The organism is Streptomyces sp. NPDC097640, from assembly GCF_040302705.1.
In the GTDB taxonomy this organism is placed as follows: domain Bacteria; phylum Actinomycetota; class Actinomycetes; order Streptomycetales; family Streptomycetaceae; genus Streptomyces.
Map to the genome: position 1 here is coordinate 34157 of NZ_JBEOSB010000023.1, position 19549 is coordinate 53705.

Here is a 19549-nt window from a genome sequence, read left to right on the forward strand (position 1 = left end):
CCCAGCCGTGGACACGGTTACTAGGCTCGTCGGCCGTGACCGGTGTCCAGGCATCGAGAGGCGAACACATCCGATGAATCTGTTCCCGTACTCGAGAAAAAGTTCCCTGCGCAGCGCTCTGACCGCCGCCGCGATCACGGCGTTGACCGGGTTGGCGGCCCTACCGCCCGCAGCCTCAGCAACCACCACGACCACTGCGGCCACCGCGGCCGAAACGGCGGCGGGCGGCGCCGCGGGGTGCCAGGAGCCGGTGACGCCGGCGCCGGTCATGGCCGTGGAGGAGTGCGACAGCCCCGCGCGCGTCATCGAGAAGGCCGCGAACATCGTGCCGCGCCCCTCCCAGGTGGCCTGGCAGCAGCGCGGCATCATCGGCTTCACCCACTTCGGGATGAACACCTTCACCGACCGCGAGTGGGGCTCGGGCATGGAGAAGGAATCACGCTTCGCCCCGCCGGACGTCGACGTGGCCCAGTGGATGCGCGCGTACCGGGCGATGGGCGCCAAACAGGTCATCTTCACCGCCAAACACCACGACGGCTTCGTGCTCTACCCCACCCGCTACAGCGGCCATTCCGTGATCGCCAGCCCCTGGTGGGTCAGCACCACGGGCTGCGAACAGGCCGAGGAGGCCACCGCCGCCCGGGCCGCGGCCGAACGCGAACGTGACACCGACCCCGCCGCGTACTGGCGGGCGCGGAAAGCGGGCTGCGAGCGGCAGGGCGGGGACATCCTCGGCACATACGTGAGCGCGGCCCGCGCCGCGGGACTGCGGGTCGGCGTCTACCTGTCCCCCTCCGACGGAGCCGAACTGCCTCCCGCATGGCACCGTGACACCTATATCCCGGCCATCAAGGCCAAACCGGCCGGCTCACGCTCGACCGCCGAGAAAGCCACGCTGGAAGACGCGCCCGCGAGCCCGGCCGGCCACGGCCGGTACGGCAACTCCAGCAAACCCACGGCACGCACGATCCCCACCCTGGTCCCCGGGGACGACCGCACCCGCGCCGTGGCACAGGGCACCCTGCCGGTCTTCGACGTCACCGCGGACGACTACAACGCCTACTACCTGAACCAGCTCTACGAACTGTTCACCCAGTACGGGCCGATCGACGAGTTGTGGCTGGACGGCGCCAATCCATGGGCGGGCTCAGGGATCAGCGAAACATACGACTTCACCACCTGGTTCAAGATGATCAAGGCGCTGTCGCCGGACACCGTGGTCTTCGCCGGCCCGCAGGGCACCCGGTGGGTGGGCAACGAGGCGGGGGTGGCGCGGACCAGCGAGTGGAGCGTCACACCGGCCACCGGTGACCCGGACACGGCACACAACGAAGGGCTGATCCCCGGCGGCGCATGGGCCCAGGACATCGGCTCCCGCACCGTCCTCGCCCGGCCCGATGTGCGCTATCTCCAGTGGTTCCCCGCCGAGGCGGACTCCTCGATCAGGCCCGGCTGGTTCTACCACCCCGGCGAACAGCCCCAGACCGCGGCCGAACTCGTCGACAAATACCAGCAATCCGTCGGACGCAACGCCGTGATGCTGCTCAACGCGCCGCCCGGCACGAACGGGCGGATCGCCGACAGCGACCTCGCCCATCTCACTTCCTTCGGCACAGCCATCCGCGACACCTACCGCACCAACCTGCTCGCCCCCCAGCAGGATGCGACAGGCGCCGCGCTGACCGACGAGGACCTGACCACCGGCTGGTCCCCCGCCGGCCAGGCCACCACCGGCAGCATCACCCTGAATCTCCCCCAGGCACAGACCTTCGACCAGATCCTCCTCCGCGAGAACATCACCCGCGGCCAGCGCATCGAAGAATTCGCCATCGACACCTGGAACGGCACCACGTGGACCCAGGCAGCCAGCGGCACCACCATCGGGTACAGCCGCATCCTGCGACTGGACGCGTTCGTCCGCACCGACCGCATCCGCGTCCGTATCCAGGCCGCACGCGCCACGCCACAGCTGGCAACCGTGGGCCTGTACCGCACGGTCACACCCGCCACCCCAAAAGAATCGGGCGGCGATGTCGAGAATCCGTAGCCGGCTCCGTCCCCGGGGTGAAGGTGACCACAATGGGTGGCACCAGCACCAAGGAGTGACACGATGGCCAAGTACTTGCTGCTCAAGCACTACCGCGGCGCCCCGGCTCCGGTCAACGATGTGCCGATGGAGCGGTGGACGCCGGAGGAGGTCTCGGCGCATGTGCAGTACATGCGCGACTTCGCGGACCGGCTCGAGGAGACCGGTGAGTTCGTCGACAGCCAGGCGCTCGCCCCTGAGGGGACGTTCGTCCGGTATGACGGTGAAGGGCGCCCGCCGGTCACCGACGGCCCGTTCGCGGAGACGAAGGATCTCATCGCCGGCTGGATGGTGATCGACGTCGACAGCTACGAACGCGCCGTCGAACTGGCCGGGGAGCTGTCGGCGGCTCCCGGGGCGGGCGGGGAGCCGATCCACGAATGGCTGGAGCTTCGCCCGTTCCTGACCGAGCCGCCCACCATCACGCAGTGAGCTCACCGATGGACGATGCCCTGCTGAGGAGCCTGACGCCGGGCGTGCTCGGAATCCTCGTCCGCCGCGGAGCAGACTTCGCGGCGGCCGAGGACGCCGTGCAGGACGCGCTCATCGAGGCGGTCCGCGTCTGGCCCACCGACCCCCCGCGCGATCCGAAGGGCTGGCTGGTCACCGTGGCCTGGCGCCGGTTCCTCGACACCGCCCGGGCGGACGCCGCCCGCCGCCGGCGCGAGGACCGTACCGACGAGGAACCGGCGCCCGGGCCCGCGCCCACGGTGGACGACACACTCCAGCTCTACTTCCTGTGCGCCCACCCGTCGCTGACACCCGCGTCCGCGGTCGCGCTCACCCTGCGCGCCGTCGGCGGGCTGACCACCCGCCAGATCGCCCAGGCCTACCTGGTGCCAGAGGCGACCATGGCGCAGCGCATCAGCCGGGCCAAGCGCACCGTCGCCGGTGTGCGGTTCGACCGGCCCGGCGACGTCGCCACCGTGTTGCGCGTCCTCTACCTGGTCTTCAACGAGGGCTACTCGGGTGACATCGACCTCGCCGCCGAGGCCATCCGGCTCACCCGTCAGCTCGCGGCCGCGATCGACCACCCCGAAGCCGCGGGGCTGCTCGCCCTCATGCTGCTCCACCACGCCCGGCGCGCCGCCCGGACCGCGCCCGACGGCAGCCTGGTGCCGCTCGCCGGGCAGGACCGCGGCCGGTGGGACACCGCCGCGATCGCCGAGGGGATCGAGATCCTCCAGGCGGCCCTGGCCCGCGACCGGCTGGGCGAGTTCCAGGCCCAGGCCGCCATCGCGGCACTCCACGCGGACGCGCCCACCGCCGAGGAGACCGACTGGGTACAGATCGTCGAGTGGTACGACGAGCTCACACGCCTGACCGACAGCCCGGTCGTCCGGCTCAACCGCGCAGTCGCCGTCGGCGAGGCCGACGGGCCGCGCGCCGGCCTGGCGGCCCTCGCCGCCCTGGACGCCTCACTGCCCCGCCACACCGCGGCGGCGGCCTACCTCCACGAACGCGACGGCGACCCGGTCACAGCGGCACGCCTCTACGCCGAGGCGGCCCACAAGGCACCCAACCTCGCCGAGCGCGACCACCTGACACGCCAGGCCGCCCGGCTCAACACCCACCTGCGCCGCTGACTGATCTCCAAGGTGGCGCGCGCATGAACGCGGGCGCTCCTCATCAGCTCGGGGTTGGGGATGGCCGTCACCGCAGGGCAGCGGGCGCGGGCCGGGGAGCTGGGCGTTCCCCGTTCGGTCGGTTTGACCATCTGTTAGCGTGCGCGGATGGAGCATCTGGGACTCGTGGCTTGGCCGCCTGAGCCGATCAGGACCGAGCGGCTCGTGCTGCGTGAGCCCGAGGCGCGGGACCGTGCGGCGTTCATCGAGCTGCTCGCCTCGCCAGAGGTGAACACCTACGTCGGCGGTCCCCGCCCGCGTGACGAGCTTGAGCGCGAGACGCCTGAGGTGCCCGAGCGGTGGCCCGGGAGTTTCGTCGTTGATCTCGACGGGGCGATGATCGGCCAGATCCTGCTCAGGAGAGCAACCGGGCACCGTCGCCCGGCTGCCGTGGGGAAGGCCGATCTCGGATACCTGTTCCTGCCGCGGGCGTGGGGATTCGGGTACGCCGCCGAGGCGTGCGCGGCGGCACTCGGCTGGTTCCACGGCGTCCTTCCCGGCGAGCCGGTGGTGCTCACCACCCAGACCGCCAACGTCGGCTCGATGCGCCTCGCCGCGAAGCTAGGGTTCACCGAGGTAGAGCGGTTCGAGGCATGGGGCGCCGAGCAGTGGCTCGGCATGCGGTCCCCGGTCACGCCGTCCAGTTGAGTTCGTAACGGAACCCCCGGGGAGTACCCGCCCGTACGCGCCCAGGCTGCGGCCCGCTCGTGTGCTGGGCGACAAGGGCTACAGCTCCCGCGGGATACGTACCTGGCCGTGGCGGCACGGCATCGCCCACACCATTCCCGAGCGGGCCGACCAGAAGCGCAACCGGCCCGCCGCGGCAGCCGAGGCGGATGCCCGCCCCGCTACGACAGGACCGCCGAGTCCTACCAAGCGGCCGTCACCTTCGCCTCGCTCCTGAGGTTCGCTTCTTCGCCGCGCCCGCTTCGCGCCGTAACCCGAAAAACCAGTGGCCGCGAGGGCTCGGGGCCACATACGTTCGCCTCCATGGTTGACGCAATGTTCGGACATCCGCGCCTCGCTGCCATCTACGACCCACTCGATCCGGACCGCAGCGATCTCGACGCGTATCTCGCGATGGCGGAGGAGTTCGGCGCGCGGTCCGTGCTGGACATCGGGTGCGGTACGGGCGTGTTCGCGCTGCTGCTCGCCGAGCGCGGGATTACGGTCACCGGGATCGATCCCGCGCGGGCGTCCGTCGACGTCGCGCGTGGCAAGCCGGGCGCGGAGCGGGTGCGCTGGCTCGACGGCGACGCGGGGGACCTGCCGCCCATGCAGATCGACCTGGTGACGATGACCGGGAACGTCGCCCAGGCGATCGCCGATCCGCAGGCGTGGCGTACGACGCTGCGCGGCGCGTACGAGGTGCTGCGGCCCGGCGGGCGGCTTGTCTTCGAGACGCGCGATCCGGCGCGGCGCGTGTGGGAGGAGTGGGCGGAGTGGACGCGTGAGACCACGTACCGCATGACGGACATCCCGGGCGTCGGCCACGTCGAGACCTGGGCCGAGCTGACGGACGTGAGCCTGCCGCTGGTGAGCTTCCGGGGTACGCACGTGTTCGCTGCGGACGGGGACGTACTGACCTCGGAATCGACGCTACGCTTCCGCGAACGTGCGGAGGTCGAGCGGAACTTGCACGAGCACGGCTTCGTCGTCGAGGACGTACGCGACGCACCCGACCGGCCGGGCAGCGAGTTCGTGTTCGTGGCGATGCGCGGTACCGCGGAGCCCGTCCTTCCCGGAATGCCCTAGGTCGTGTCCGCACCACACAGCGCCGGGCAGACGGGACTTTGAAGACGCTCGCTTGGCCGAACTGCCGCACCCGCCCGGCCTTTCGGTAGCAGCCGTAGCCGACGTGCCAGAGGTCACCAGGGTGCAGCCGCCGCCTACAGCCGTCAGCCGTCAGCCGTCAGCCGTCAGCCGCTCCAAAGAGCCACTTGCCGCTCCGCCACCCACCAACCGCCGCTCCACAGGACGGATCGCCACACTCGCCACCAGCGCCAGACAGCCGACCACCACCCACGGCAGCACCCGGTCCACGCCGTACAGGACGCCGAACAGGCCGGGCGTCACCATGTCCGCCGCAGCGAACGAGTACTGGAACACCGCCAGATAAGTCCCCCGCACCCCCGCCGGCGCCGCGTCCGCGGAGAGCGCATTCGACGCCGGCCCGTGCAGCATCTCCGCCACCGCCCACAGCAGCATCACCAGGGCCAGGTAACCGACCAGCAGTGGCCCACGGGGCAGCAACACCGCCGCGGCGGCGGCCGCGCACCACACCGCCCACAGCCTGCCGCCCCAGGCCATCGCGCCGCCCCGGGAGGTACGCCGCCGGGAGCGGCGGGTCACCCCGGCCGTACAGGTGGCCACCACCACCGTGGTGACCGTGAGGAAGGCGCCGACCGCCCAGCCCGGCGCATGCAGCCCGCGGACCACGTAGACCGGCATCGCCACGGCAAGGAAGACCGTGCAGATGTTGAACAGAACGTTCACGGCGATCAGCCCCAGGTACGGGCGGTTCCGCAGCAACTGCCGTACCCCGTCCCCAGACCGACCGCCAGAGCCGCGAGTCGGCTGCCGTGCACCGCGGACGAACAGCCCGACAGTCACCGCCGCCACGACGAATGAGACCGCATCCACCAGCACCATTCCCTGGTACGCGTGCCGCGAGGCCAGCGCGAGCAGCCCGCCCGCGAGCACCGTCCCGGCACCCGTGCCGGCCGCCCGGATCATGCCTGCCCGGGCGAACCACTCGTCCTTGGCCTCCCCGTCCGCCTGCTCGGCGATCAGCGCGAACACCGACGACCAGTACACCCGCAACCCCACCGCCTCGACCAGCGCCGCGAGGAACAGCGACACCGGACCGGCCACCCCCAGATACAGAAAGAACCCGGCGGCCTGCGACAACAGCCCCGCGATCACCACCGGCCGCGGCCCGACGCGGTCGACGATCCGTCCGACCAGCAGCGGCAGCACGAGCGAACAAGCGGTCGCGGCGGTCAGCAGCAGACCGACATCGGCCTCCGACAGGCCGGTGACGGCAAGGAAATACACCATGGACAACGGCAGATAAAGCCCGGTGCCGACGGCATCGACGGCCAGCGCCACCGGAATCGCCCAGGCGGCCCCGTCCCGGGCCCGCGGCCACCTCACCGCCAACCGGGCACGGCCCACACCGCCACCCGGCGCCCCTCCGCGAACACGAAGGCGACGGCCGCCCCGCCCGCGACCGCACCCCACGCGGCTGCGCCGCGGCCTTCCCGCTGACGGACACCACTCGCTCGCACGGACCAGCCCTCCATTCCCGTATGCGATCATCAGGACCTGCCGGAAACCACTCCCCGCCACGAGGCGCGCGAGCAGGCCAGGGCCGCAAGATCGGCGAACCTCACGTTCTAGCCACAGGCACACGCCAACGTCAACGGGATTCCACGGGGCCACCGGTGATGGCGACGCCCCGTCGCATGGCACCCTGGCGGGGCAGCCGTCGGCGACGTGCCGGAACTCAGGTTCGGGCAGGCAGATCCGCTCCTGGCTGCCTGCGTTCGAAATCACACGCGATCCGCTCTTCGAGCTTGGCTCGGCAGTCAGGCCACTCCCCGCGGTGATCGAAAAGATCGCAGAGTCACGGAGCCTGCCGTCCTCGCCCGGAGCCCAGGACCGGGAGTGTTGCACCCAGTTCTCGAACGCGTGCCGGAACAACAAGTACTTGGCCTCAGTGTTCACGCCCATGCCCTGGGCCGAGGCCGCGAGCCAGGTGAAACCAACCTCGACCGCGCACAGACCGTCTCCTGTGGGCCGCAGTCGCGGGTCCCAGTAGGCCGTGGCCCCGACCACCCGTCCCGACGCCTGTTCCACCTGCGCGTACGGGGCCAGCTTCCCAGCAACGGCACGGGCGGTAGACGTGCTCCAGCGCCGCCGGCACGGCGAGTTTCATGGCGCGTGTGAGGGTGGGCCGGCCGACCCGCAGGCAGGGCGGCGGGGAGCCCTGGTCCATGCCTTGGTTGAGTGAACATGCGGATGGATTCAAGCTGTTCACACGGCATCGGGCAGCCTCGCGTTCGGCCAGCAGGACCTTGCCGTCTTCGCCCTGTCGCCCGAGGCCACCCTCTCAGCCTCGCCCAGGACGAGGTGCGCTCCTTGCACCAGCCCCCTGTTCACCCGACACACAGCTCCGATCGGGGCGCGCGGATGCACAGTTCCAATATGCGGTGAATACTGGAGGCGAGCGCTTTGGCTCCACGAGTTCGTCACTCTGCAAGTGGCGTACGTACCAGAACCGGGCCCGGGCCGGGGCAGCACAACGTCCCTCACCACCATTACAGCAGGCCGATAGCGCGATGCTCACGCGACGGTTCAGCTTGTTGTTGTCTTCTTCCTCGCGGTGGTCCTGACGAACCTGACCCGTGGCTCGAGGAACGAGAAAGGACAGCGCCATGGTCTATGACAACTCGTGGTCCTTCAATGTGTGGGGCTGGGGAAATGCCGATCACACCACAGTCTTCAATGTACCTGACCAGCCGAGGCCAATCTTCACCTACGGGAATCTGAGTGGACTGATCGGCAGCGCGAAGGCAGGAATCGCGAATTTCACCAGCGATGGACAGCCGACGGTCTCTTTCGGAGATCAATGGCAGCAGCCGACCACGCTCTGGGACGGGCACCTCACCCAGGTGACCTTCGACTTGTGGACTGGAGGGAGCTCCACCGGCTGGTCCATATTCCGCGCAGAAGAATGGACGTGATGCACATGTTCTACGGAACGACGGGAACGAGGGGCATCCAGTCGGTCAAGTGCTGCGTCGTGTACCACCCGGCGACCGGGGTCATCGTTCATGTGCACCGCGTCGTTGACTCGGCAGGTAACCCGGTGACCCCCGACCACAAAGTCAGGGAGCAGGCACTCGATCTCGCCGCCCGAAACGGCCGCGACATAAGCCAGTTCGAGGCCGTTGTAGTACCCGCAAACGACATTGCGCCGGGCTACATCTACCAGGTGGACCCGAATACCAAGCATCTGCGACGAGGCGAGGCCACCCCCGGCTTGCGCCCCCCTGCGGGTCCTTATGGCTAGTTCTCTGACCGGGGAGGTTGTGCTGTGGTGCCCTTACGACCACGAACCGCATGCCAAGCCTTCGACCGCGCTGTTCTGGCGGTCCGCCGCGGAGGTCGGCGATGTCCTCGCCGTGCCGCCGGAACCGTATGAGGCGGACTGGGAAGGCTACGTGCCGGAGCCGTGTCTGCTGGCACCGGAGCAGATCACCGAGTACCCCAACAGTCTCGATCTGAGCGCAGAGGTGCGGCAGTTGCTGGGGGACTGGAGCAGATGGCAGGCAGCTGACGTCGGCGTGGACAGCTCGTACGCGGACTATCCGGCGGAGTTCTATGCCTGTGAGCCGACTGACGCTCCCGGCTGGAAGGTCGGCGGCTGGCCCCGTGGGGCCGCACCGACCCGTATCCCCGATTCTGCGCTGTCTGCGACGCTCAGATGGTCCCGCTGCTGACCATCGCCTCCTTCGAATGGGACGGCGGTACGCTCGGCTGGGCACCGTACGAGGATCAAGCCGCCGCGTCTTCCGCCGGTCACGTCGCTGGCCAGAACCCCGCGCAGCCGACCGCGGTCGAAGTCGGCAGCACCGACAATCTGCAGCTCTATGTCTGCCCGGCATCTCCGGAGCATCCGCACACCGACCTGATCCAGTGACCTGTCGCTGAGCCCTCTTTCACGAGGCCGCACACACCGCAACAGCCCTGGGCGGGACCCGGGTTCGGCCGACCGTGCGGCGGTCGGGGATTCAGACACTTCCCGAGTATCAAACCGGCCGGACTGGCCGCCCGACCACAGTCACTGGCGAAGTCGTTGGCGGTCGTGGAGCGCTGTGGCCAGCAGTTCGGCGTGGGCGTCGCGCAGCGGCTTGAGCGCTCGGTAGGTGGGGTGTTCGTCGGGCGTCTTGATCGGTCCCATGCGCCACATCATCCGGCTCTGCCGATGACGACTATTGAGCTTCGGCTCATCGCTGGAGGTGTGGTGGCTGAGCCTGTCCGTGTGCGCAGGTTGACCGACCAGGAAGGTCAGAAGCTGCAGCAGATCGTGCGCCGGGGAAGCACGAGTTCGGTGCGGTACCGGCGCGCGATGATGCTGCTGGCTTCGGCCGGCGGGAACCGGGTTCCGGTGATCGCCAAGTTGGTCCAGGCCGACGAGGACACCGTCCGGGACGTGATCCACCGGTTCAGCGAGATCGTCCTGGCCTGCCTGGACCCTCGGTGGGCGGGAGGCCGTCCCCGCCTGCTCAGTCCTGACGACGAGGACTTCGTCGTCCAGACGGCCACCACCCGACCGACCAAACTCGACCAGCCCTCACCGTGCCCGCATGGCAGGCAAGCGGCAACCGTACTGGCCAACCCTTGGGACACCGGCGGCCCCGTCCCGTCCCGACCCACGGACAGATGGCGGTACGCCGTCTACTTCGCCGAACCGGACGGCGTCGCCGACGGCGCACTCGGCGATCCCGCATCCACTAGCGGCCGGAAACAGCCCTGGCGTACTGCGGCGCGCCGGTCGACCCACGCGGTCAGCGGACCGGCTACGACTCCTCTCCAAGCTGTGCCCAAGTATGGGTGTCCAGGCCGTCGTAAGGGCCGATGCGGGAGAGTTCGGAGCCGTCATGCCCGAGAGCCACAATGACGGGACGGGCTCCGCGGTCGGCGTGAGGAGACATCCAGGCGGCGATGAGCTTGCGCTGCTCGGGAACCTTGATCCGGCGGTTGCCGATGAGGACGTGGCCGACGTCCTGCCCAAGGTGGACTTCGACACAGCTGATCCATGGGGCCGTCGCGATGGAGTGTGGTGGATCATGGCGGCGAGTGAGGCTGCGCACGCCCCCGCCGCTGTGGATTTCGATGACGTCGACATCGACGGCGTCATTCACCGGGCCACTTCCGCCGCCCACGTACTGCCACTGCTCGCCGTACCACTCCAGGAGTGCGGTGTGCTCACGGGCCCGCGCGGACTTCGGACGCCACACGAACCAGACCGCCCCGACGCCGCCGGCGGCGTCGATATCGGCCGACACCACCGTCAGCGCGCGCCGCGGCACCCATCGCGGCTGCGGCTCTGCGCCCTCCAGCACGCGCCGTACCACCCGCCGCAGAAGAGTCTCCTCCCAGCGCCCCGCCCACAGACCCTGTCCCCATGCCCGCATACGCTTGGGGTACCCGGTGCGCCAGGACATCAAGCCGCAGAGACGCTCATGACCAATAGACCCCGGTGCCACCTTCACCGCAGACGGCGGTGGCCTGGTCCGCGCCGCGCTCCGCCCGATCGAAGGGGGCGAGCGGATCGCCGGTCGGCGATGGCGCTGGACTCGTCGCCTTCGCAGACGATCTTCGGCGTGAGGCCTCGTGCGGCGAAGAGCCGATCGAGCAGGCGCCGTTGCCAGTGCCCCTTGCGGGCGGTGATGAGCGGCTGGTCGGCGAGCTCGTCGATGCTCACCGACGCACGGCCCGCCATCGGGTGACCAAGTGGCGTGGCCACCCCCACGGCATCGTCGAGCAGTTGCACCTGCTCCAGACCCCCGGCATCGATCGGCTGGGAGGCGACGTCAGGGCGCACGTGGTCAGAGATGCTGAAGCCGGGGGCGCAGGAGGCAGAATTCGTTGCTTTCCGGGAGGCCGACGTCGGCGGGCCTGGCGCCGAGCGCGAGCAGCCGCTCCAGCTCGGCGTCCTGGTCGTGGTCGGTGGCGTTGACGTCGATGTGCAGTGGGAGCTTCCCGGTCCGCGGGTCGCTGCTCGGGCTGAGTTCGAACCCGGCCTGCCGGTCGAACGCCCCCAGCCCCTCGTTGCGTGCACAATCACCCCACCGGCCTGCGGCGATATCCAGTGGCAGGCCCCTGCCCCGGGTCGTGAAGATCGAGGCATGCATATCTTCCTGGAAACCGAACGGCTCGTGCTGCGCCCGTTCACCGACACCGACGCCGACGCCGACCACCTCTTCGCACTGGACAACGACCCCGAGGTCATGCGCTTCATCAACGGTGGCAAGCCGGCCGGCCGCGAGACGATCCAGCGGCAGACCCTGCCCCGACTCCTCCACGACTACCCCTGCTGGGGCACCCGCGGCTACTGGGCCACTGAGGAAAAAGCCACCGGAGTGTTCCTCGGCTGGTTCGAGTTCTGCCCCCTGGACGAACACAGCGCCGCCGTGGTCGAACTCGGCTACCGACTGAACAAGACCGCCTGGGGCAAGGGGTATGCCACCGAGGGATCCCGGGCGCTGACCAGCAAGGGATTCACCGACCTGGGGGTCGAGCGGATCACCGCGAACACCATGGCGGTCAACACCCGATCCCGGCGGGTGATGGAGAAGTCGGGCCTGTCGTTCCTGCGGCACTTCACCGGGGACTGGCCCGAGGCGATCGAAGGCTCCGAGCACGGGGAAGTCGAGTACGGCCTCACCCGGACCGACTGGGAGCGGCCCCGGTAGCCGCCCCCTGCCCAGCCGACCGGCCCGTTCCCGCGACTCCGGGACCAACCGCACGTCCTGACCGTCGCTCCCGGAAGTCCCGGCGGGAGGGAACGGCCCGGCGATGAGTTCCGGGGAGGGGCATACTGCGTCTACAGAGCGCAAGGACCGCTAAGGACCGCTGTAGAAGAGACCGGCCAAGTCCATCGCAGAGCCCCCACAGAACGCCGACACCACGACGGACCTGACCGCTCACGGCTACAGGGTGGAGGACATCCGCGACGCGCCTGACCGGCCGGGCACAGAGTTCGTCTTCCTTGCACGACGTGGATAGGCCAGCCGCCCAGATGTGTGCCATGCAGCGCTTACATCAGGACATGATCGATAGTACTGCCGCAACCGAACATAGAGTTTGCGGAATGAGTTGTTCCCCGTGTGTCGGCCCTCTGGCGCCTACGGCAAACAGAACGAGGCGTCCGCTCCTCGGCCCCAGTTGGTTCGCGGCCGTGATGGGCACTGGCATCGTCGCCAATGCGGCGGTCACCCTGCCAAGGAGCTTCCACGGGCTGCGGACTGCCGCCATGGTGGTCTGGCTGGGCGCCGCGCTCCTGCTGCTCCTGCTGGCTGTCGTTTATCTCCGGCAGCGGGCGCTGCGGTTGCACTCCGGTGATCCGGTGACAGCCCAGTTCTTCGGCGCGCCGCCGATGGCGCTGCTCACGGTGGGCTCCGGGGCGCTGCTGCTCGGCCACCGGCTGATCGGGCTCGAGGCGGCGCTGGACGTGGGCTGGGTGCTGTGGTCGCTCGGTACCGTGCTCGGTCTTGTCACGGCCTGCACGGTGCCTTATCTGATGGTCACCCGGCACCGCTTCGCGCCGGACGCGGCGTTCGGGGGCTGGCTGATGCCGGTGGTGCCACCGATGGTCTCGGCCGCGACGGGCGCTCTGCTCGTCCCTCATGCGCCGGCTGGACAGGTACGGCTTGCCCTGCTGCTGGGCTGCTACGCGATGCTCGGGCTCGGCCTGGTCTCGGCGCTGCTGGTGCTGGCCATGATTTACGGCCGCCTGGTGCACCATGAGGCCCCCACTGGAACGGTGGTGCCTACGGTGTGGATCGGGGCGGGGGCGTTGGGCCAGTCGGTGACGGCGCTCGGAGCGCTGGCCGCGGTAGCTCCGAGCGCGCTGCCCGCGCCCTACGCGCGGGGCGCCGCGGTGTTCGCGCTGCTGGGCGGGATTGTGGTGTGGGGCTTCGCCATGCTGTGGCTGGTGCTGGCCACGGGGCTGACTGTACGGGCGATCCGGGCCGGGCTCCCTTTCGCGCCCACCTGGTGGTCGTTCATCTTCCCGGTCGGCGCCTGCGTGACGGCCACCGGCGCCCTTGCGGCGCGGGCCGGTTCGGAAGTGTTCGTCTGGATAGCCGTGGTGTTCTACGGGCTGCTCGTCATCGCCTGGGTGGTGGTGGCCGGCCACTCCCTGCGCCATGCCGCCCGGCACGTGTGGCGTCGGCCCGTCGGCGGACACGCGCACCGGGGGACCGTCGGGCCGGAGGGGCGGTGACGCGACCACTACACCACCGTCGCCGGGTACCCGAGCAGTCGTCGATCGGCTGGGCCAACTGCGGACGGAAGTGGTCGCAGGCGCGCAGCGTCGCCTCGACGATCCCGGCCCGGGTGAATCGCGGGACGGTTGTTCGCCGGTCCGACTCCGTCGGGCGGCCTCGCGCAGTACTGCAGGCCGGGCCACTTGCCGACCCATAGGGTCGCGACCGTCGCCTGCAACCACCATCCGGACAGCAGTGACCTCGGGCCGCGGGGACTCACGGCGTCGGATCACGATGCGCGGCGCCATGGCAGCATTCCGCGCAAAGACCGCCGGCGTGATGCCATGTCCTCATCTGCCGCCGTTATGGCACATTCACATGTCTCTCTCATCTCCCACACTGTCATACCGTCGATGGCGTGACGGTCGGATGGGTTCGCTTCGTCAGCGGATACCAGGTGGAAACAGCGCCCTGGGCGGATGGGGATAATCATCCAGACTGGCCGTGTCCGCCATGGGTCGCATGGAATGAGGAAAGAAGGCGATCCACATCGTGGCGTCGCAATCCCGCGCCGGACAGCCGGCGCTGTATGGGCTGGAATTCGGCCTCAATGAATGGCTTGTGGACGAACAGTACGAGCGGTACATACGCGACCCGGGCTCGGTCGACCAGGCGTGGAGGGATCTCTTCACCTCCCTCGCCCCCGCTCCGGACCGGCGGGCACGCAACGCCGCGACCACTGTGAGTGACAATGTGGACGAGGCGGCGGTCAAGGCGGTCCGCGTTGCGGCGCTCATCCACGCGTATCGCGTGCGCGGACACCTGATGGCCGAGACCAACCCGCTCGCAGCGGAGCAGGGGGGCGCACACCCGGAGCTCGACATCGTGGCATTCGGGCTCGGTGACGAGGACCTGGGCAGGAGGTTCGTCGTCGACGGCTTCGCCGGGCAGGTGACCATGACTCTTCGCGACGTTCTCCAGGTCCTGCGGAAGTCCTACTGCCGGACCGTCGGCACCCAGTACATGCATATCCAAAGCTCCGAAGAACGTTGCTGGGTCCAGCAGCGGATCGAATCGCCTCACCCCCGGCCGGACCGCGCCGAACAATTGCAGATCCTCTACCGGCTGGGTGCAGCAGAGGCCTTCGAGATATTTCTGCACACCAAATATGTAGGCCAGAAAAGGTATTCACTCGAAGGCGGCGAGTCCGCGATCGTACTGCTGGACGCACTGCTGCACCGCTCGATCAGGCACGGGGTGAGGGAAGCCGTCATCGGTATGGCACACCGCGGCCGGCTCAATGTTCTGGCCAACATCGTCGGCAAGTCCTACGGAGAGATCTTCCATGAGTTCGAGGACGCGGTCGATATCCGGTCGGTCCAGGGATCCGGGGATGTGAAGTACCACCTCGGTGCGGAAGGGACCTATCACGCACTGGGCGGCGGCACCATCGCTGTCTCCCTCGTGGCAAACCCCTCACATCTGGAGATCGTAGGGCCGGTGGCCCAGGGAGTGGTCCGCGCCAAGCAGGAGGCGGCCGCAGACGGTGGCGACACCTTCCCCGTCCTGCCCATCGTCGTCCACGGGGATGCCGCGTTCGCCGGTCAAGGCGTGGTCGGCGAGACGCTGAACATGTCACAGCTGCCCGGATACCACACCGGCGGGACGGTTCACATCGTCATCAACAACCAGCTTGGCTTCACGACCTCACCCGCCCACGGCCGTTCGAGCACCTACGCCACCGATGTGGCACGGACCATCGAAGCCCCGATCTTCCACGTCAACGGAGACGACCCCGAGGCCGCCGTCCGCGTCGCACGGTTGGCCTTCGACTACCGTCAGGCGTTCCACAAGGACGTCGTCATCGATCTGATCTGCTACCGCCGCCACGGCCACAGCGAGGTCGATGATCCATCCATCACCCAACCGGCGATGTACGACCGCATCGCCGCCAGACCTTCGGTGCGCAAGCAGTACGCCGAGACGCTGGTCCGCCGAGGCGACATCGGCGAACGGCAGGTGGAAGGCGCCCTGCGGGACTACCGGGAACGCCTTGAGCGCGCCTTCGTCGAGACCCAGGCGCTGTCGCTGCCCGACCGCTCCCCGGAACACATCATCTCCGAAAACACCGAGGGCGCAGCCGCCACTCAGGTGACCACCGCGATCACGGAGGCGACCGCCCGGCACATCATCGCGTCCCAGACCGGTCCGGCGCACGACTTCACCGTGCACCCGCGCGTTCTGCCGCAGCTGCGCAGACGTGCCACGATGCTGGATGCGGGAACCATCGACTGGGCTACCGGGGAAACTCTCGCCATTGGCTCCCTGTTGCTGGACGGGGTTCCGGTGCGGCTGGCCGGGCAGGATTCCCGCCGCGGCACGTTCGGGCAACGGCACGCTGTGCTCACCGACCGGCGCACCGGCGTGGAGTACACACCGCTGAGCTCCCTCGGCGCGACCGCCGCGGACTTCTCGCCCTACGACTCGATGCTGTCCGAGCTGGCGGCCCTCGCCTTCGAATACGGCTACTCCCTGGCTCGGCCGGACGCTCTGGTGCTGTGGGAGGCCCAGTTCGGCGACTTCGCCAACGGCGCCCAGACCGTCGTAGACGAGTACATCGCCTCATCCGAACAGAAATGGGGGCAGCGCTCCGGGGTGACGCTGCTGCTGCCGCACGGCTTGGAAGGGCAGGGACCGGACCACTCCTCCGGAAGGGTCGAGCGATTCCTCCAACTGTGCGCGCAGGGGAACATGAGCGTCGCCATGCCCTCCCTGCCCGGCAACTACTTCCACCTGCTCCGACAGCAAGCGCTCAGCGAGCGCGAGCACACAAGGCCATTGGTCGTGTTCACTCCGAAGTCGATGCTGCGATCGAAGGCAGCCACCTCCACGCTGACGGAGTTCACCACGGGCGCGTTCCGTGCTGTCCTGCCGGATGAGACGGCCGATGTCGCCCGGACCGCGCGCCTGCTGGTGTGCTCGGGCAAGGTCTTCTACGACCTGGACGCCTACCGGCGAAGCTCAGACCTGTCGGACACCGCGATCGTCCGCGTGGAGCGTCTCTACCCGTTCCCGGAGCAAGAGCTCAGCGCGGAACTCGCCCGTTTCCCCGCCAACGCCGAGGTGCGGTGGGTACAGGAGGAGCCGGAGAACCAGGGAGCCTGGTCGTTCGTGGGGCCACACGTGCAGCGGCTGGCGAACCGTCCCGTCGGATGCGTCAGCCGACCCCCGGCGCCGACGCCGGCCGTGGGCTCTGCCCGACGGCATGCCGGCGAGCAGACGGACCTCGTGGCATCCGCTTTCCGCTGACCACGCCGCCTGCCGCGGTGCGGAAGGCGGGTTCCCGCGCCACAGCGCGCGATCCGCTGTTGCGGACCCCTCTCGACCACACCCGAGGGGGTCCGCTCGTTCGGGACCACCACCACGTCTGTGACCTGGTCCACTGCCATGACCGCGAGGTCTACGGCGAGACGGGTTCGGACTCCGAATCCTTCGTGCCCACGCCGGTCGTGCGGAAACTGACCCGGTAGGCACCGGGCGTCACACCCAGGTGCTGTACAAATGCTCTGCGCATCGACTCAGGCGAGCCGAAGCCCGTACGCCGCGCCACCACCGGCAGGGAGTCATCACCCGTCTCCAGCAGCACCCGGGCAGCTTCCAACCGGACCTGCTCCACATACCGGGCCGGGGTGGTTCCCACCTCGTCGTAGAAGAGCCGGGTCACGTGACGGACGCTGATGCCTGCCCTGCGTGCCATGGCCGACACGGTGTGGTTGGCCCCGGGGTTCTGAGCGACCTCGTCCAGCATGCGGCGGAGCGTCTCCCGGCGGGAGTGCGGGACCTGGGAGCGGACACTGAATTGGGACTGGCCCCCCGGTCGCTGCATGAAGACGACCATGTCCTTGGCCACCGCTCGCGCAACCTCTGCACCGTAGTGATCTTCGACGAGCGCCAAGGCCAGGTCGATGCCGGCGCTCACACCTGCCGAGGTCATCATTCGCCCGTCCCTCACGAAGATGGCGTCTGGTTCGACCCGCACGGACGGGAAACGCAGGGCCAGTTGCCGTGAGTGCCGCCAGTGCGTCGCTGCGCGACGCCCATCCAACAGTCCGGCCGCGGCCAGCAGAAACGCCCCCGTACACACCGATGCCGTGCAGCGGGCGTTGGCATGCAGCCGCCGAACGGCATCCAAGAGCGCGTCATCCTTGATCAGCGTTTCCCATTCCGGACCGCCCGGGATCACCAAAACGTCGGACGGCTCATGTACGTCATCGACACGCAGGTCAGCGCTGAGGCGGGTCCCGGCGGAGGTGATCACCTCCGCCCCGCCCTCGGACGCAATCTGCACTCGATAGCGCCCGCCGAACTCGTTCGCCGAAGCGAATACCTCGATGGGGCCGGTCACATCGAGCAGCCGAACCCCCGGGAAGACGAACACCGTCACGGTGAGCGGCCCCGTTCCAGGGCATTTGTGGTTCCCAGGGCGCTTGTGGTTCATCGGATGCCTCCGGGCCGATGCGCGGTGCGGAGACCAGCGACCCGTTGCGTGCTGGTCGGCGAGTGTTCCAAGGCGGATCAGGAAGCCGATCACAGCCGGGCCGGACCCCCGTTCGCCGGATTTCCCTTCGCCCATTCTGCGCCTTCGGCCAGAACCGAGACCATGACCGGCTTGCTCCCTGCTGGGAGGCAAATCCTCCCAGTCCGCTCTTCATGCCCGTCCAGGCCGCGCACGCCCTTTTCCTCGGCACCGGACAAGATCACAGCATTTGGTCACGCCACATGCCCGGAAAGGGTGCCTTGGCAGCGCGGGAATGTGGAGCCACCCTGGGAACCATGGCGGCGGCCGAGGTGATGGGCGCGGCTCAGCGCGCGCCAGGGCGAGGCGAGGCCATGCTGCACCAGTACGTGGAGCAGCGTTCGGACGCGATGGTGTACCGGCGGCTCGCCGAGTTGCTCCGGGACGGGCACCGACGAGGACCGGTGGGCATACCGACAGCCGGCGACGATGAGCAGGAGGTGGGCCCGTGAGTGGGGTAACCGACAGGGTGGCCTTGGTGACGGGGGCCAGCAGCGGAATCGGGGCGACCACCGCGGGCCTGCTGGCCGAGCGGGGGATGCGCGTGGTGGTCAACTACCTGCACAGCAGCAGCGCAGCCGAGAAGGTCGTGGCCGACATCGAGGCCGCAGGAGGCCGGGCCATGGCCGTGCAGGCCGATGTCCGCGAGGCAGCGGCGGTCCAGAGCATGGTCGATCAGGTCAAGGCGGCATGGGGCGGCATTGACGTGCTGGTGCACAACGCGCTCATCCCGTACGCGATCAAGTCGTTCCAGGACATGACATGGGAAGAACTGGGCGGCAAGCTCAACGACGAGATGCGTGCGGCGTTCACGGTCACCAAAGCCGTCCTGCCCGCCATGACCGAACAGGGCTGGGGGCGCATCGTCTACATCGGTACCGGCCTCAGCCGCCGGCCCCGGGAGTACATGATCGCGCTGGGCACGTCCAAGGCCGCCCTGGAGCAGTTTGCCCGGTACCTCGCCCAGGAACTGGGCCCGCAGGGCATCACGGTCAACATCGTCGCGCCGGGCCCGGTGGAGGACACCCGCATCGCGGATGTGCTCGACGATGCGCACAGGCAGCGCCAGCTGGCCGCCACCCCTCTGGGCCGCCTGGCACACCCTGCCGACGTCGCCCAAGCGGTCGCCTTCTACGCCGGCGAGGACAGCGCCTTCATGACCGGCACCACGGCCGCGGTCAACGGCGGGATGTCCATGTACTGACGTCCCGCGCACGCGGCACGCGCGGCCGCATGGCGGTGCCACGACCAAGGGAAGCGA

General features: G+C 69.0%; 18 protein-coding genes and 5 pseudogenes. 17 read left to right on the forward strand and 6 right to left on the reverse strand.

The annotated features are described in order from the left end of the window. Positions 1 to 73 precede the first annotated feature (73 nt). The 5 genes from ABTY62_RS31385 (at position 74) to ABTY62_RS31410 (ending at position 5466) form a co-directional block, all read left to right on the forward strand. Positions 74 to 2047 (forward strand): alpha-L-fucosidase, encoded by a 1974-nt coding sequence (locus ABTY62_RS31385; RefSeq protein ID WP_352132805.1) that lies wholly within the window; start codon positions 74 to 76, stop codon positions 2045 to 2047. A gap of 63 nt (positions 2048 to 2110) precedes the next feature. After that, entirely contained in the window at positions 2111 to 2518 is a 408-nt protein-coding gene (locus tag ABTY62_RS31390; RefSeq protein WP_352132806.1) for a YciI family protein, read from the forward strand. 8 nt (positions 2519 to 2526) lie between these two features. Then, positions 2527 to 3672 (forward strand): RNA polymerase sigma factor, encoded by a 1146-nt coding sequence (locus ABTY62_RS31395; protein ID WP_352132921.1) that lies wholly within the window; start codon positions 2527 to 2529, stop codon positions 3670 to 3672. Positions 3673 to 3819: 147 nt separating this feature from the next. Continuing rightward, complete coding sequence (locus ABTY62_RS31400) at positions 3820 to 4359, forward strand: GNAT family N-acetyltransferase (protein ID WP_352132807.1); 540 nt, start codon at positions 3820 to 3822, stop codon at positions 4357 to 4359. 342 nt (positions 4360 to 4701) lie between these two features. Further along, on the forward strand, positions 4702 to 5466 hold the full coding sequence (locus ABTY62_RS31410; protein WP_352132808.1) for a class I SAM-dependent methyltransferase: 765 nt from the start codon (positions 4702 to 4704) through the stop codon (positions 5464 to 5466). A gap of 150 nt (positions 5467 to 5616) precedes the next feature. On the opposite strand, the gene ABTY62_RS31415 is transcribed toward ABTY62_RS31410, so the two are convergent. Next, complete coding sequence (locus ABTY62_RS31415) at positions 5617 to 6867, reverse strand: MFS transporter (RefSeq protein WP_352132809.1); 1251 nt, start codon at positions 6865 to 6867, stop codon at positions 5617 to 5619. 352 nt (positions 6868 to 7219) lie between these two features. After that, positions 7220 to 7599 (reverse strand): annotated as a pseudogene (locus tag ABTY62_RS31420) (GNAT family N-acetyltransferase); the annotation flags it as partial. 551 nt (positions 7600 to 8150) lie between these two features. On the opposite strand from ABTY62_RS31420, the gene ABTY62_RS31425 reads away from it, so the two are divergent. The 5 genes and pseudogenes from ABTY62_RS31425 to ABTY62_RS31450 all read left to right on the forward strand — a co-directional run. After that, the gene (locus ABTY62_RS31425; protein WP_352132810.1) at positions 8151 to 8459 is read left to right on the forward strand and encodes a hypothetical protein; all 309 of its coding nucleotides are present in this window, start codon (positions 8151 to 8153) and stop codon (positions 8457 to 8459) included. Beyond that, positions 8459 to 8788 (forward strand): hypothetical protein, encoded by a 330-nt coding sequence (locus tag ABTY62_RS31430; protein ID WP_352132811.1) that lies wholly within the window; start codon positions 8459 to 8461, stop codon positions 8786 to 8788. The genes ABTY62_RS31425 and ABTY62_RS31430 overlap by 1 nt, the downstream gene beginning before the upstream one ends. Then, on the forward strand, positions 8781 to 9218 hold the full coding sequence (locus ABTY62_RS31435) for a hypothetical protein (protein ID WP_352132812.1): 438 nt from the start codon (positions 8781 to 8783) through the stop codon (positions 9216 to 9218). The genes ABTY62_RS31430 and ABTY62_RS31435 overlap by 8 nt, the downstream gene beginning before the upstream one ends. Beyond that, the gene (locus ABTY62_RS31440; protein ID WP_352132813.1) at positions 9203 to 9418 is read left to right on the forward strand and encodes a hypothetical protein; all 216 of its coding nucleotides are present in this window, start codon (positions 9203 to 9205) and stop codon (positions 9416 to 9418) included. The genes ABTY62_RS31435 and ABTY62_RS31440 overlap by 16 nt, the downstream gene beginning before the upstream one ends. A 324-nt stretch (positions 9419 to 9742) precedes the next feature. After that, positions 9743 to 10072: pseudogene (locus tag ABTY62_RS31450) on the forward strand (helix-turn-helix domain-containing protein); the annotation flags it as partial. 226 nt (positions 10073 to 10298) lie between these two features. Here the strand turns inward: ABTY62_RS31450 and ABTY62_RS31455 are convergent. Next, a complete protein-coding gene (locus ABTY62_RS31455; protein WP_352132814.1) occupies positions 10299 to 10916 on the reverse strand; it encodes a hypothetical protein in 618 nt (205 codons plus the stop codon). A 55-nt stretch (positions 10917 to 10971) separates the two neighbouring features. Here ABTY62_RS31455 and ABTY62_RS31460 point away from each other — a divergent pair. Further along, positions 10972 to 11058 (forward strand): annotated as a pseudogene (locus tag ABTY62_RS31460) (RNA polymerase subunit sigma-24); the annotation flags it as partial. A 16-nt stretch (positions 11059 to 11074) separates the two neighbouring features. Here the strand turns inward: ABTY62_RS31460 and ABTY62_RS31465 are convergent. Beyond that, positions 11075 to 11326 (reverse strand): annotated as a pseudogene (locus tag ABTY62_RS31465) (LysR family transcriptional regulator substrate-binding protein); the annotation flags it as partial. A 4-nt stretch (positions 11327 to 11330) separates the two neighbouring features. Then, positions 11331 to 11636, reverse strand: coding sequence for a VOC family protein (locus tag ABTY62_RS31470; protein ID WP_352132815.1), 306 nt, complete (start codon positions 11634 to 11636; stop codon positions 11331 to 11333). On the opposite strand from ABTY62_RS31470, the gene ABTY62_RS31475 reads away from it, so the two are divergent. The 4 genes and pseudogenes from ABTY62_RS31475 (at position 11631) to ABTY62_RS31490 (ending at position 17021) form a co-directional block, all read left to right on the forward strand. After that, positions 11631 to 12197 carry a GNAT family N-acetyltransferase gene (locus tag ABTY62_RS31475; RefSeq protein WP_352132816.1) on the forward strand — a complete coding sequence of 189 codons (567 nt, stop codon included), beginning with the start codon at positions 11631 to 11633 and terminating at the stop codon, positions 12195 to 12197. The two genes, ABTY62_RS31470 and ABTY62_RS31475, sit on opposite strands and share 6 nt — an antisense overlap. A gap of 220 nt (positions 12198 to 12417) precedes the next feature. Next, a pseudogene (locus ABTY62_RS31480) lies at positions 12418 to 12510 on the forward strand (SAM-dependent methyltransferase); the annotation flags it as partial. An 85-nt stretch (positions 12511 to 12595) separates the two neighbouring features. Further along, on the forward strand, positions 12596 to 13729 hold the full coding sequence (locus ABTY62_RS31485) for a TDT family transporter (protein WP_352132817.1): 1134 nt from the start codon (positions 12596 to 12598) through the stop codon (positions 13727 to 13729). A 535-nt stretch (positions 13730 to 14264) separates the two neighbouring features. Then, positions 14265 to 17021, forward strand: a complete 2757-nt coding sequence (locus ABTY62_RS31490) for a multifunctional oxoglutarate decarboxylase/oxoglutarate dehydrogenase thiamine pyrophosphate-binding subunit/dihydrolipoyllysine-residue succinyltransferase subunit (protein ID WP_352132818.1) — start codon at positions 14265 to 14267, stop codon at positions 17019 to 17021. A 151-nt stretch (positions 17022 to 17172) separates the two neighbouring features. On the opposite strand, the gene ABTY62_RS31495 is transcribed toward ABTY62_RS31490, so the two are convergent. Then, entirely contained in the window at positions 17173 to 18156 is a 984-nt protein-coding gene (locus ABTY62_RS31495; RefSeq protein ID WP_352132819.1) for a GlxA family transcriptional regulator, read from the reverse strand. 389 nt (positions 18157 to 18545) lie between these two features. On the opposite strand from ABTY62_RS31495, the gene ABTY62_RS31500 reads away from it, so the two are divergent. Beyond that, entirely contained in the window at positions 18546 to 18740 is a 195-nt protein-coding gene (locus tag ABTY62_RS31500; RefSeq protein ID WP_352132820.1) for a hypothetical protein, read from the forward strand. After that, entirely contained in the window at positions 18737 to 19492 is a 756-nt protein-coding gene (locus ABTY62_RS31505; protein ID WP_352132821.1) for an SDR family NAD(P)-dependent oxidoreductase, read from the forward strand. Before ABTY62_RS31500 ends, ABTY62_RS31505 begins: the two co-directional genes overlap by 4 nt. Positions 19493 to 19549: the final 57 nt, after the last annotated feature.

What these genes read in the sequence shown, in the direction of transcription:
- ABTY62_RS31410 (WP_352132808.1), top strand. Translation starts at nt 4,702, where the DNA reads ATGGTTGACGCAATGTTCGGACATCCGCGCCTCGCTGCCATCTACGAC.
- ABTY62_RS31475 (WP_352132816.1), top strand. Translation starts at nt 11,631, where the DNA reads ATGCATATCTTCCTGGAAACCGAACGGCTCGTGCTGCGCCCGTTCACC.
- ABTY62_RS31455 (WP_352132814.1), bottom strand. Translation starts at nt 10,916, where the DNA reads ATGCGGGCATGGGGACAGGGTCTGTGGGCGGGGCGCTGGGAGGAGACT.
- ABTY62_RS31425 (WP_352132810.1), top strand. Translation starts at nt 8,151, where the DNA reads ATGGTCTATGACAACTCGTGGTCCTTCAATGTGTGGGGCTGGGGAAAT.
- ABTY62_RS31395 (WP_352132921.1), top strand. Translation starts at nt 2,527, where the DNA reads ATGGACGATGCCCTGCTGAGGAGCCTGACGCCGGGCGTGCTCGGAATC.
- ABTY62_RS31385 (WP_352132805.1), top strand. Translation starts at nt 74, where the DNA reads ATGAATCTGTTCCCGTACTCGAGAAAAAGTTCCCTGCGCAGCGCTCTG.
- ABTY62_RS31435 (WP_352132812.1), top strand. Translation starts at nt 8,781, where the DNA reads ATGGCTAGTTCTCTGACCGGGGAGGTTGTGCTGTGGTGCCCTTACGAC.
- ABTY62_RS31485 (WP_352132817.1), top strand. Translation starts at nt 12,596, where the DNA reads ATGAGTTGTTCCCCGTGTGTCGGCCCTCTGGCGCCTACGGCAAACAGA.
- ABTY62_RS31440 (WP_352132813.1), top strand. Translation starts at nt 9,203, where the DNA reads ATGGTCCCGCTGCTGACCATCGCCTCCTTCGAATGGGACGGCGGTACG.
- ABTY62_RS31430 (WP_352132811.1), top strand. Translation starts at nt 8,459, where the DNA reads ATGCACATGTTCTACGGAACGACGGGAACGAGGGGCATCCAGTCGGTC.
- ABTY62_RS31500 (WP_352132820.1), top strand. Translation starts at nt 18,546, where the DNA reads ATGGCGGCGGCCGAGGTGATGGGCGCGGCTCAGCGCGCGCCAGGGCGA.
- ABTY62_RS31400 (WP_352132807.1), top strand. Translation starts at nt 3,820, where the DNA reads ATGGAGCATCTGGGACTCGTGGCTTGGCCGCCTGAGCCGATCAGGACC.
- ABTY62_RS31470 (WP_352132815.1), bottom strand. Translation starts at nt 11,636, where the DNA reads ATGCATGCCTCGATCTTCACGACCCGGGGCAGGGGCCTGCCACTGGAT.
- ABTY62_RS31390 (WP_352132806.1), top strand. Translation starts at nt 2,111, where the DNA reads ATGGCCAAGTACTTGCTGCTCAAGCACTACCGCGGCGCCCCGGCTCCG.